The sequence below is a fragment of the Paraglaciecola sp. genome (assembly GCF_039964565.1).
In the GTDB taxonomy this organism is placed as follows: Bacteria; Pseudomonadota; Gammaproteobacteria; order Enterobacterales; family Alteromonadaceae; genus Paraglaciecola.
In genome coordinates this window covers 23,721-36,732 of the sequence record NZ_JBDVXF010000021.1, presented here as the reverse complement: position 1 = coordinate 36,732, position 13,012 = coordinate 23,721, and the positions used below count along the sequence as shown (strand labels likewise).

Below are 13,012 nucleotides of genomic sequence, written 5' to 3'. Positions count from 1 at the left end.
GACTATTCTTTTTAGCGGTTGCTCTTGGAAATGGGGGTTATTGATATTTTTGCATTTCTTTTTTGAAAAACGCACCTTGTTGAGTGGGGGTAAAGTCCCAGTCACTGATCATAGTAGGTGACCAATCAGGGTCGAATACCCAAGCAACCCAAGAGATATTTCTATCTTGCATAAACTCGATAATATGTGGTCCATAGGAACCGTCGTTAATTACGGGTATATGTGCCCCTTTGCCATCTGCGTTGACCCAACCTATTTCTGTGGCAATTAGTGGATAGTCTTTAGAAGCAAAACCCCAAACTTCATCCCATAAAACGAAGAAATTTTCTTTAGTTTTAACTTTAGGTTTAGCTTTTTGTGGATAGGGGTGTGCTGTATAGGCGATTCCTTTGCGATCGACTGGGTTTTTCTGAATAGGTCGTAAATCGTAAGCCCAGTTAAAGCCTGCCACTAGAGGAATGACTTTTTCATCGTGAGCGTAAATAATGTCAATTAACTCTTCGTTAAAGGCTTTCCACTCAAGCCAATTAGCTTTACCAGAGCGACCACCTTGATCGGTAGGTTCATTAAACAACTCGTATACAGCTACAGTTGATACGCCAGCGTATCGAAACGCAATGTCTTTCCAGAACGTGCGCGTTTCTTTCATAGTGGTATCGTACATGGAGTGTTGAAACAGCTCGTGGGGTAAATAACCAATTGAGTGCCAATCAATGATAATATACATATGCTGTGCGTTGGCCCAAATGATGGCTTGGTCAATTAACTTAAAGTAAGCTTCTTTTCCATGTCCTTGCCAAGAAATAGGATGAATAGGTAAACGAACCACGTTGGCGCCCCATTCTTTCAGTTCCTTAAATAATTTTTGAGACCATTGCCCTTCACGCAACAGTTTATCGGGATCAGCAATATTTACCCCTCTAAAAATTACTTGTTTACCAGACTCATTAATGAGTTTGTTGCCTTGTACCGAGATTAAATCTAATTTGTTACTCAATTGACTGCTATCAAATTGACTAGGGTAGGGTTCACCCCACCAATTATTGCGTTTTTTCGACTCTGAAGTGTCTGCGCTACTTTGAAAGCTTACCAATAAGGTGATGACAAATGCGCTAAGTAATAGTGTTTTCATGGTTAGTTCTCTTTACAAATAGTGGCGATAACATGGTGCTGGTGTGAGTAGATGTTAGGGTCTAAAGTATCTCCAGCAATTTTTTGGCCGTCCACTTCAAGTTGCACCAACCCCTTACTTAAACCGAATGGATTGCGCAATTCTATTGTGTATGTCGCCCCCCTAAACGCTCTACTCATAGTCACTTTGTCCCAGCTTGGTAAGATACAAGGATCAATACGCAATCCAGCATACTCTGGGCGTATGCCTAATATGTACTGGGTTGCTGCGTAGTAATTCCACGCTGCTGTGCCTGTTAACCATGAGTTTTTCGCTTCACCTGGATGAGCAGAGTCAGCTCCCGCAATCATTTGACTATAAACATAAGGTTCGGTCTTATGTAATTGCTGTACGTCTTGCAAGAAAGCGGGTGTTATTTTGCTGTAATACTCATAGGCTTTTTCACCTCGACCTAACATGGCTTCTGAGATAGTGATCCATGGGTTGTTGTGGCAAAAGATCCCAGCGTTTTCTTTATAGCCAGGAGGGTAGGACGTGATCTCGCCTAAGTATTTGTTGTATTTAGTAAACGCAGGTTGATTAAGCATGATGCCGAAATCCGTTGATAAATGTTTTTCAACTGAATTCATGGCTTGCAGAGCTTTTCCATCATCGAATCCTATGCCGGCCATGGCGCAAAAACCTTGGGATTCAATAAAAATTTTGCCTTCAGCGTTGTCGTTACTGCCAACTTTATCACCGTTCGCATCATAGGCTCGTAAGAACCACTCACCGTCCCATGCATGTTGTTTAATGGTTTGGCGCATTTTATTGACTTCGGCCAAGCAACTCTCTGCTAATTGACCTTTTCCAATTTGCACACATAAGTCTACAAATTCTTGACCGTATAATACAAATTGCCCCGCAATCATCACAGACTCGGCAACGTCAGACGCGCCTCGCTGAGTGGTTTGATAAGACTCATTGGGGTTTTCAGAGAAACAATTTAAATTCAGGCAGTCATTCCAATCAGCGCGACCAATTAAAGGTAATCCATGAGGACCAAGATTATTGACTACGTGATTAAATGCGCGTTCTAAATGCTCAAAGTGGCTTGCTGTGTGACTCATATCACTATCAAAAGGTACAACTTCATCTAAGATGCTGAAGTCGCCAGTTTCTTTTATATAATTGGCTGTCGATAACACCATCCACATTGGATCGTCATTAAAATTTCCACCAATATCAGCATTGCCTTTTTTGGTTAAAGGTTGATATTGATGATACGCAGAGCCGTCGCTTTTTTGTGTTGCAGATAAATCTAAAATCCGCTCTTTGACTTTTTCAGGCACCATATGAGTAAAACCAATAGTGTCTTGATTTGAATCTCTGAAACCCATACCACGACCAATGCCCGATTCATAAAATGAAGCACTTCGAGATAAATTGAATGTCACCATATTTTGGTATTGGTTCCAAATATTCACGGCTCGATTAAATTTTTTATCTGGGGTTTGTACTTGGAATTTCCCAAGCAAATTATGCCAGTAGTCATGAAGTTTTTTTAATTCAGCAGTTACTTTTAGATCGCTATCGAAGCGCTCACTCATGGCTTTTGCGGGGGCTTTGTTAATCACATTAGTTGCAGCCCATTTTTGGTCCGAGTCAAGCTCACAATAGCCAAGCACGAACATTAATGACTGGCTTTCACCAGCAGCTAGTTGCAACTTGAGGTGGTGTGACGCAATGGGCGACCAACCACGGGCGATTGAGTTGTTGGCTTGCCCTTTTTCTACACTTAAAGGCCTGTCAAAACCTCTATAAGGGCCTAAAAAACTCTCTCTATCGGTTTCGAACCCTTCTAATTCGCGATTTACAGAATAAAATGCATAGTGATTTCGGCGTTCTCGATATTCGGTTTTGTGGTAAATGATGCTGTCTTCAACCTCAACTTCACCAGTCGATAAATTACGTTGAAAATTAGCACCGTCATCTTCGGCATTCCAAAGGCACCATTCAATAAATGAAAACACGTCAACTGACTGTTCAGAATCTGAATTATTGGTGACCACTAAACGGTGCACTTCTGCCTTGGTTCCAAGAGGAATAAAACTGGTCACTTCAGTTGCTATGTTATTGTTACTGGCATTAAATCGGCTATATCCCATACCGTGGCGACAGGTGTATTCGTCAAGCTCCGTATTAACAGGACGTCCAGTAGCAGACCAATATTCACCGTTACAGCCAATGTAGAAGTATCGACCTCCATTATCTAGAGGCACACTATTATACCTATAGCGAGTTAAGCGCCGAAACTTCGGATCTCTATCAAAGCAATATCCGCCAGCGGTATTGGAAATCAATCCATAAAAGCCATCGTTACCTAAATAATTTATCCATGGAGTAGGCGTGTAGGGAGTCGTAATAACATATTCATGATTCAGATCATCAAAATAACCAAATTTTTCTTCGTTGTTCATCGTTTTTTTAGACATGGTTACTTATCTCTTAAGGTAATAGTTGGAAAAAATTTTAAATACATAGTCTCGTTCTCGAATGATTAAATGGCAGAGTTGGCTGCAGTTCGACGAGCGATTAATTCTTCATTCATCAGTTTTTGTTTTTGTTCAGTGATAGGATAAAAGGACATCACAATGGCAGCTGCAAGACCAAAAGCAGCTGGAATAAAGCTCATTAATAAGGTCATTCCGGGTAATGATGCTTCTACTGTACTAGGGTCCATTCCGTTATATCCATAACTTGCTAGCACCACCAACATGAGCGCGCCAGCAAAGCCGCTACCGGTTTTCTGAACGAAGGTACCAGCTGAATAGATGAGGCCAGTGGCTCGTCTGCCATTACGCCATTCGTTGTAATCAGCAGAGTCGCCAAGCATAGAAAAGAACAATGTGGGCATCATGGCCGCAAAAAATTCGGCGCTACATCCAAGAATAAATATTTGCGTTACGTCGGAGCCAGGCAACCAATAGAAGCCACTGGTGAGAATACTGCTTAACAATAACGCAACGATAAACAGGGTTTTTCTGCCTAGTCTATTGGCCAAAAAACTAGTACATAAAGCACCGAGAATAGACACGACCAAAAGCGCAATAAAGTATTGGCCAACCAGTAATTCATCACCTACGTAGTATTTGAAATAGTAGGCAATCACGCCATATTTTATGCCGTTGAACATCATAGTGAGAAAACCAATACCTAACAGAATTAACCAAGGTTTATTGGTGATAAGATCCAGCATGTCTTGTTGAACACCTGATCCTTCTTTTGCGGTATTTTGCTTGTTGGCCTTAAGTAACCTTCTTACAAACCAAGTCATAACAGACATGACAGCAATAAATAAAATACCTGTTTGCCAGTTTCGGTAATAGAAAAACAACGTCATCACAATCAAAGGCATTAAAATAAAAGGTAACTGTTTACCGAGGTCTTGAAGTTCAGAGCCAAGACTTTTCTGTGTTTTTTGAATCGGAATAACACGCTCTTTCGTGGTGGCGACGGATATCACCATTAGTGCCATTAATAAGCCTGCAAACACGTACATCGTATATTGGTAACCCAAGACATCATTGCCTTTACCGAAGGTTTCGACCAAAGTGGGTAAAAACCCCATAACAAAAAGGCCACCCAAAAAGGCCCCCGCGAATCTAAAGCCAGACAAACTAGTGCGTTCATTGTCGTCATCTGTCATTACTCCCATCAAAGCGGAGTAGGGAACGTTGTTCACGGTGTAAGCTAAAGTAAGACCTATATAAGTGACGTAGGCATAGACTAATTTTCCGCTGTCCGAGAAGTTTGGGGTACTGAAACACAACACCATAAAGAGACATAAAAATGGTGTAGACCACAATATCCAAGGGCGAAACTTACCCCAAGAAGTATTTGTCCGATCAGCGACCATACCCATAATAATGTCAGTGACACCATCAGAAAGTCTCACGACTAAAAATAGAACGGCTGCCGCTGAGGCTGCTAAGCCGAATGTGTCTGTATAGAAAACCGCTAAATAAGCGAGGGCACCTCGCCATACTAAGTTGGCGGCAGCATCGCCCATTGCATATCCGACTTTTTCGTACAAAGGCAATTTTGTCATAAGGTGTATTTCCCTTGGAGTAGCATGTATTGGAGTTTTTTGTACATTTTTATTATCCCAAAATTCACAATTATTTGACTGTCACCCATTACAACAGATTTGTATTGAATAACGAGTTTATTAATAAGTTGTTAACAAAATAAATCATTATGAAAACGTTTTCAATGATGAATTGGTTTTTATTCTCAAAAACCAATAGTTGGCTTTCCAAAGATCGTCTCTATCGTAAGTAAAAATGGCGTAAATATTTTATTTTAATTGGGGAGATCAGGGCTTGGCTGTACATACCTGACTTATGCCTAAATTATTTTATCACTTAGGATCTAAAAAAGTGCTAATCGATAAACGTCCGTTCAATGGCGTGGGATCTAAAGGTAAACTTTTACTGATCGAACCAGAATGCAGCGAGTTTCGTCTATATATGATGATGCGGTTGAACAATCCTTTGACTTCAGAAATACGCTCAAATAAAGCGGTGTCGCCATTAATATAGCCGGCGCTTGGCATATTTTCTCCATCATTTTCACTTTCTAACGAGCGATAATATTCTAATTCACGTCGCTGATTGATGTACTCGAAGCCAGTTTTTCTATGCCGATAAAATGACGTTCCGCCTAGGTCTTTTTTAAACAAGTAGTGCACTGCTGCTAAACCGTTTTTATCCAACGAATCAAAGTGAGGAATACGTTGTAATAATTTTAGTCGCTGCGGTGCTGTGCTTACAATTGAATAATGACATACCGACAATGAAAGCGCGTAGGTCTCTAATTCAAAATAATCAATCAGAGTACTTTGCAACTGCTGCAAAAGTAACTGTTGATAGGGTATTGGGGCGCTTGCTCGGACACCAGGATAGTATGGCGAATTGGCTAAAAAGTGTTGTTGCGATGCGTGTTCAACTAGCTGTTCTGGCTGCTTTATGAAATTATCAATTATTATCAGTGGCGCTTGTTCGTGTCCGAAACGACTCTTGGTAATTTTGATGTCTGGAGCTAAAGATAGTTGCATCAGTTTCTCAATATGTCTAACTACAATAGCGTTGAATAAACGCGGCATGGTCCGGCAGTTTGTCTACCGCCTTAGTGATAGTGGCTCGAATATTTTGTAAGTGGGCTTTAAGTTGGGTATCGGGAATGGTACTGATTATTTTGTGGTAACTTTGCGGTATTAACCCTTGACCAAGCATGACATGGGTCCATGATTCGAGTCTAAATAACTCTTCGCCAGTTTGAAACGCATGAGCATTTTCTTTAAACAACTCAATACGGTGTGCTAAAGATTCAGGTATTTGCATGTGTTTACAGTAGTGCCAAAACGGGCTGTCTTCACGTTCGGTGACATGATAGTGAAGAATAATAAAATCGCGTATTTTTTCCGCTTCTGAAATAGATTGTTGATTATACTCGTCAATTTTAGCCTGAGATACGCCATCAAACGGGAATAGTCGTAAAAGCCTAATGATGCCGTTCATAAACATATAAATACTGGTAGATTCTAAAGGTTCTACAAATCCACTGGACAACCCAAGGGCAACACAGTTTTTATTCCAAAACTTGTTGCGTCGACCTGTGTTATATCTCAACACTCGTGGTTCATTTATTGGTTTTGAATCTAGATTATTTAGAAGTCGTTCCCTAGCTTGGTCATCACTGAGATATTGACTACTGTAAACCAAACCGTTGCCTACTCTATGTTGCAAGGGTATTTGCCATTGCCAGCCACTTTCATGGGCAATAGAGCGGGTATAGGGGGGTAATGTATCCGTTGATTCGGTTTGTACTGCTACGGCTGAATCACAAGGTAACCAATGTTGCCACGATTCATAACCGGTCTTAAGAGTTTGTTCTATCAATAAACCATGAAAACCAGTGCAATCAATAAATAGGTCTCCAGCAACTTCTTCACCTGATTCAAGCGTCACTGACTCTATGTAACCGTTGTGTTGATGTTGTTTAACGTGAGTAATTTTACCTTCAACTCTATTGACTCCTAAATCTTCGCAAAAGCTACGTAAAAATCCAGCGTATAAGGTGGCGTCGAGATGATAGGCATAATTAATACCTGAACTGGCAGACTTGCCAAATTTATTGGCTTTAGCAGCCTGAACTTCATACGAATACTCGCCGTACCCTTCGGTGACATCTCTAGTAAGACCATGTAACCAGAAGTGCTGAAACTCTGCTAGAAAACTGCCTTTACCTGTCGTCCCAAATGGATGAATATACCTGTCACCGATTTGTCCCCAATTTTCAAAGGAAATCCCCAGCTTAAACGTGGCTTCAGTGGCTCGCATAAAAGCCTGTTCATCTATTCCTAGTAAGTTGTGGAAAAGCTGAATAGGTGGAATGGTTGCCTCACCTACACCCACAGTACCGATGGCTTGTGATTCAATCAGCGTGACTTCTACTAGACCAGAAAGTTTCTTGGATAATGCAGCGGCGGCTATCCAACCTGCTGTGCCCCCGCCAGCTATTACTACTTTTTTAATTTTTGAGTTTTCCACGTTAGCTTCCAATAACAAGGTTTTAGTTTATATTCATCTGTTTAGTTTGTTTAGCAACATAGACCTGAGTTGTTTTGACTTGCGCTCATCCATTTGCTCGAGGAAGCCTCTAGCATGCTCAGGAAGATGAGCGGCAGATTGTGAGCCGTCACCAAAAATATAGTAGTCGAACACGTGTTTCCAAGCGTCTTTTTCATGTTGCGGTTTATCTCGTAAACTCAACATGGCGTGGTACAACACATTCATAGCTGAACCCATAAATTTTGGCGCATCACTCCACCAGTAGTTAACCAGTACATTGAATTGGCTTAGGCCCTCAACTTGATGCCACCACATACTAGGAATAAATATACCATCTCCAGGTTCTAACTCGGCCACTTGTCCGGTTGCTTGTGCCTTTTTGTAGTTGGGATATTTTCCAAAATCAGGGTTATGGATATCTACCATGGTTAAGGCTTGTCCTCCTGGCGTCGGGGATAATGGCCCTGGATACAAATTCTCAATTTGGTCTGGTGGAAAAGTGATAAACCTTCGTTTTCCTACTACACAACATGCAATATTGTCTGAGGCATCGTAGTGGCCCCTCGCGACTGATTTATTGCCTATCCATATGCTGGGTATTGGCGGTTCAGTTATTGCTTCACTAGGTTTGATAGGAATATGCAAATCATTATGCTCCCTAAGTTTCGGAAAACTGAGGTCAATAACATTTGATGCGATGTAGTAACTTGGTGGTTGATTATCGTCTAGGTGTTGAAGAATTAAGTCCAAAACTTCATCTATTTGTGCCGCTCTGGATTCGTAGTTTAATTGAGTGACGTCAGTGTCGTAGCCGTAACGCCCTTGCAATTCAGGTGAACCAAAATATGCGAATGTTGGTGTGCCGTTGTAAAATGACTTCAGGTATTCTACCGTTTTGGGCACGGAACGTTGCCCCAGTTCAACCATTTCCCAGTTTTTTACCAGACCCTTGAGCACCACTGGCTCGGAATAAGTGCAAATGTCTTCGGGGATTTGGCCCGGTTCATAAATTTCTATTATTTGAGTTTTTTTCGCAATATTTAACATTATGCTATTTTGAGAAATAGGTTTTTAGGCAATGGTTCACTATGCTTGTCTCTGGTTCTTTATGTCAATCAAATGTTTAACGTTGGTAATAGAAGCAATCACTGCATACACTAACGGTAGCATGCCAGACTTGTGTAATTTGTCTAACTGGTGAATATCTAGTGATGCTAACTTTTCTTCGTTGATGGTGTAGTTACCCAGTAAACGATGTTTTTCTCCATTGGCTAGATCAAAGTCAATATTGACCGCTTCGATTAACTGCATTTCAGTCAACAGCTCAAATAAAGTATTTTGCATTAACATGCCTTGATGAATAGACATCAAGCGGGTAGAAATTTGCTGCAAGTAGTCCGAATTTCCACCATTTTCCAGAAACAAAGCTTCTCCATCATCAACATTGACTTTGGGATGCTCAATATCCAAGTGAACCACAGGTGTGGAAATAGTCTGACCGTTTTCCTGCTGCTGTTGAAACCCAATAAGGAAGGGGCCACGTATAATGGAACTAGGTATATAATTTGCTGCCCATCCTAAGTGACTCTTAGGATCGAGATACAAGTTTTCTCCCTTTTTCAAACCCAGCAATACTGCTGCACTGAATTTCTCTGATTGTTCGTCCTTGCGAAAAACAATGGTGTATTCCTTTTGTAATTCTATAAACTCCGTGGGAAACGCCACAACACTGGCAATATTGTCACCTAAATCAGCTGCAAATTTACTGAGTACTTTCACTTCCTGATGATCAACATTGTTGAGTAAAACATGCTTTGGCATAAGTAATTTTCCTTTATGGGACTGTTATCAAATGTTGCTTTCAATAAAAGTGGTACCCATTACTGTTTGATTATGTATGTGTATATAAACGTATTTTCTGCTTGAATACAAAAAGCATAAGCCGTTGTTTCCAACGGCTTATTCCATTTGCTAATTGTTTCTTCTCAACAAACTTGGCTCTTTGTCAATTAGAATACGTATCGCGCGCCTAATTGGTAGCGGGCGCCTAAGTCGGTTAAGTACCATAGTTGAGTTTCATTTCGAGCATGGGAGCGGCTGTCTTCTCCGGTAACGTTAAGCGCTTCAACAAAAACAGATAAATTCTCATTGATGTCATAACTGACATTCATATCTATTTGCGCATAGGCTTCTTCGAACTCTGGGTTATTCGAACTGCCTTTATTAACGGTTTTAAGATACTCGCCACGCCAGTTGTATGCGATCCTAGCTTGGATCCCATCCTTCTCATACAAGGCTACCAAGTTGGCAGTATCACTTAAGCCCACAAGTGCAAACTGTGATTCATTAGGGTTGGCGGTAACGTCAAAGCCAACATCGCCTCGTACTAGCGTATAGTTGGCCGATAATCCAAATCCTGATTCTCCAAAGAAATGCTGCACAGCAAACTCCATACCATAGAGTTTCGCCTCGCGGCTATTGTCTGGGGTGTTAGTTCTAAAGGTTACCAGCGGATCATCGGCGTTGGCCGTTAAATCCAATCCTGCTGTATTTGCAAGGAAATCAATTTGTGCCTGATCACCTGTAAAGGTTGGATTAGCGCCATATTCATCTGTGATTATTGGGTTGTTGTTATACTCCATAAACACCATCATCGCGTATAAATAGGTATCATCTAACGGGAATCCTCCGTCCTGAACTGCTTGGGCTGCCGCTTGTGCACGTGGTCCGCCAGTGACGTCTTGTATGCCTAACAAGGTTTGATCTACTTGGCGTGAGCCAATAAAGTTAATAACATTTTTTTGGAACATCCCAGCTGACGCATAGCTATAGTCGTCATAATACCATTCTAAAGATAGGTCAAAGTTGGTAGATTCTAGCGGTAACAAACCCGGGTTAGAGGCATTTGCGGTAGGAATCGCTCCGAATAAAGTAGAACCACCGCCGCCACCAAAGTTCGAAGCTGATACGCCTAAGTTACCTAATCCTGCGCGGGCTATGGTTTTACTAAACGAGAAACGGCTAATCAAATCGTCATCTAAATGTAGGGTGAAGTCCATGCTTGGTAACATATTGTCATAGCTAGTCGACGCCGAGACGGGGGAGGGAGCGACACTACCATCCACCACTGCGTTTATGTCGTTGTTGTCTTCCCAATTAAAGTAAACTGAACTTACTAAGGATGTAGATTCTACATCCGTGGTTTCATAGCGTAGACCCGCAAGTAAATCGAATGGCATACCGCCAACTTCGCCGCTAACAGAAAACTGAAAATACGCGGCTAACATGTCTTCTACCACTGTGTTGTCGGTTGATAGTGTTGTTTCAGAGGCTGTAGGAATGCCTGGATACAGCGCTACGCCAGCGTCATATAATTCTCTAGGATCCGCGATAAAGCCGTATCCGCCTGAATTCGTATCATAGTCTTCAAATTCACCAGGTAAATCAAATGGTTGAATCAAATCGCCGAATTCACCTGGGTTACCTACGTTCCAGTTACCCATAGCAATATTGTTACCAGAGGTTTGAAATGTGCGAGATTCCATTTCACGACTCTCTATTCCAAAATCAAATCGACCGTCATCAAATTCGTACGTACCACCTACTTGAACCTGAGTAACGTCTGTTTTCTGCCCTGCGTTTCGTAAACGTGCGATTGAAGAGCCCACGTCTAGTGGGTCAACTTGCCCGTTTGGATTTGCGCCTTTACCTTCAATAGTATCATCGTATACATTGAGATAAGTAGGTAGGTCTGAACCAAACCACCACTCCCGTGAAGTAACAATTGGTGCACCTAAGCCTACTGCTAGTTCTCCGGTGTTGCGAGGCCCGGTTCCCACACTTTCCATTTCTGAACTATGGGCGTCTAAGGTTAAGCTCAAGTTATCACTTACTTGGTATTGAAGATTCAGGCCAAGTGAATCTAAGGTGTTGGTTTGTTCACGCCATTGTTGTTCATAACCTTCATCCACGGCACCACCATAATTTTCAGCGATATACAATGGAGTTTTAACCACTGAATCGTCAAATTCCACACGTGCCACGTTCGAACCATTCTGGACCCAGTTAGTGATCTCTCCGCGATGCTCGCTAATTTCATTTTGAGCGTAGGTATAGTCTAATGTGCCTGTCAATTTATCACTTGGCGCAAATTGCAACGTGAGTTGCGCGTTGTCTCTTACCCGTTGGGTATTGGAAAATGCGTAGCGGATATCATTGGGGCGAGCATATAACTGGCCGTCAGCAGGCGGGTTGATATATTCTGCTGTAGTATTGTTATTATATAAACCGTCGGGATCTGTCAGGTCTCCCCAGTAGCCTATATTCCAGTTGTTGACTGTTGCTCCAGTATACCCTGAATCTCGTTCTTGATGGCTAAAGCTCAAACCCACACCAAAGGTGGAATCGTCATTGGTAAAGCTCATCAATCCTGATAGCTCTGGTGTAATATCACTACCTGTTCGATTAGTGGTATCGTGCGCGGCTTTCACTCCGGCACTTGCTACAAAACCTTCTCTATCGAGAGGTTTAGCCGTCACGATATTGATAGTAGCGCCGATCCCACCTGTTGCGATACTCGCTTTACCTGTCTTGTATACTTCAACTGCTTTAACGCTTTCAGAGGCTAAGTTCCCAAAATCAAAGGCGCGAGTGCTACCACCACGAGTGGTGCCGTCGGCACCACTACCTGCACCATAGGTGGTGGCCGCTGGCATAGTACGGCCATTTAGGGTAATCATATTATTACCACCTGCAAAGCCACGAACAGTTACTTCTGAACCTTCACCATTGACTCGGCTAATAGATACACCGGTAATACGTTGTAGCGATTCTGCTAAGTTAGTGTCAGGGAATTTACCGATATCTTCGGCAGATATCGCATCTACCACCCCCATTGATGTGCGCTTAATCGCGGTAGCGGCCTGTAAACTGCCGCGAAGACCTCTAACTTCGATGACCTCCGTTTCTTCTGCTGCTTCTTGAGCAAGTGTCGGAATAACGAACGCTGAACCAATCAATAAAGAAATACTTTGGGTCAGTAGTGACTTTCTAAATTTATTATGGGTACTCATAGTGTGTCCTGTATTTTGTTAGTAACTTGAACTAAAAACGGCTTACATCTAGCAATAAACTTAGTTTTATAATTGTCTGCCGCTGAAATTTTTTTATCAGTACGTCCTCAAACTCACGTCATGAAAACGCTAATAACACGTTAATTTTTTAGTGTTTTATTTAACGCGCTTTTAACAATAAGCGTGGTAATTAA

General features: G+C 41.8%; 8 protein-coding genes. All 8 read right to left on the bottom strand.

Going from position 1 to position 13,012, the window contains the following annotated elements; translation table 11 throughout:
- Nucleotides 1–37: 37 nt before the first annotated feature.
- The 8 genes from ABJK37_RS08560 to ABJK37_RS08525 all read right to left on the bottom strand — a co-directional run bounded on the left by ABJK37_RS08560 (nucleotide 38) and on the right by ABJK37_RS08525 (nucleotide 12,818).
- The gene (locus ABJK37_RS08560; RefSeq protein ID WP_348352079.1) at nucleotides 38–1,132 is read right to left on the bottom strand and encodes a glycoside hydrolase family 5 protein; all 1,095 of its coding nucleotides are present in this window, start codon (nucleotides 1,130–1,132) and stop codon (nucleotides 38–40) included.
- Between the two features lie 2 nt (nucleotides 1,133–1,134).
- Nucleotides 1,135–3,606: a glycosyl transferase gene (locus ABJK37_RS08555; protein ID WP_348352077.1), complete on the bottom strand. Its 2,472-nt coding sequence runs from the start codon at nucleotides 3,604–3,606 to the stop codon at nucleotides 1,135–1,137.
- A gap of 65 nt (nucleotides 3,607–3,671) precedes the next feature.
- Nucleotides 3,672–5,222, bottom strand: a complete 1,551-nt coding sequence (locus ABJK37_RS08550; protein WP_348352075.1) for an MFS transporter — start codon at nucleotides 5,220–5,222, stop codon at nucleotides 3,672–3,674.
- Between the two features lie 312 nt (nucleotides 5,223–5,534).
- On the bottom strand, nucleotides 5,535–6,230 hold the full coding sequence (locus ABJK37_RS08545) for a DUF6445 family protein (RefSeq protein ID WP_348352073.1): 696 nt from the start codon (nucleotides 6,228–6,230) through the stop codon (nucleotides 5,535–5,537).
- A 16-nt stretch (nucleotides 6,231–6,246) separates the two neighbouring features.
- Nucleotides 6,247–7,725, bottom strand: coding sequence for a tryptophan halogenase family protein (locus ABJK37_RS08540; RefSeq protein WP_348352071.1), 1,479 nt, complete (start codon nucleotides 7,723–7,725; stop codon nucleotides 6,247–6,249).
- 33 nt (nucleotides 7,726–7,758) lie between these two features.
- Complete coding sequence (locus tag ABJK37_RS08535; protein WP_348352069.1) at nucleotides 7,759–8,793, bottom strand: cupin-like domain-containing protein; 1,035 nt, start codon at nucleotides 8,791–8,793, stop codon at nucleotides 7,759–7,761.
- Nucleotides 8,794–8,832: 39 nt separating this feature from the next.
- On the bottom strand, nucleotides 8,833–9,567 hold the full coding sequence (locus ABJK37_RS08530) for a SapC family protein (RefSeq protein ID WP_348352067.1): 735 nt from the start codon (nucleotides 9,565–9,567) through the stop codon (nucleotides 8,833–8,835).
- 188 nt (nucleotides 9,568–9,755) lie between these two features.
- Complete coding sequence (locus ABJK37_RS08525; protein ID WP_348352065.1) at nucleotides 9,756–12,818, bottom strand: TonB-dependent receptor; 3,063 nt, start codon at nucleotides 12,816–12,818, stop codon at nucleotides 9,756–9,758.
- Nucleotides 12,819–13,012 lie beyond the last annotated feature (194 nt).

What these genes read in the sequence shown, in the direction of transcription:
- ABJK37_RS08560 (WP_348352079.1), bottom strand. Translation starts at nt 1,132, where the DNA reads ATGAAAACACTATTACTTAGCGCATTTGTCATCACCTTATTGGTAAGC.
- ABJK37_RS08555 (WP_348352077.1), bottom strand. Translation starts at nt 3,606, where the DNA reads ATGTCTAAAAAAACGATGAACAACGAAGAAAAATTTGGTTATTTTGAT.
- ABJK37_RS08550 (WP_348352075.1), bottom strand. Translation starts at nt 5,222, where the DNA reads ATGACAAAATTGCCTTTGTACGAAAAAGTCGGATATGCAATGGGCGAT.
- ABJK37_RS08545 (WP_348352073.1), bottom strand. Translation starts at nt 6,230, where the DNA reads ATGCAACTATCTTTAGCTCCAGACATCAAAATTACCAAGAGTCGTTTC.
- ABJK37_RS08535 (WP_348352069.1), bottom strand. Translation starts at nt 8,793, where the DNA reads ATGTTAAATATTGCGAAAAAAACTCAAATAATAGAAATTTATGAACCG.
- ABJK37_RS08530 (WP_348352067.1), bottom strand. Translation starts at nt 9,567, where the DNA reads ATGCCAAAGCATGTTTTACTCAACAATGTTGATCATCAGGAAGTGAAA.
- ABJK37_RS08525 (WP_348352065.1), bottom strand. Translation starts at nt 12,818, where the DNA reads ATGAGTACCCATAATAAATTTAGAAAGTCACTACTGACCCAAAGTATT.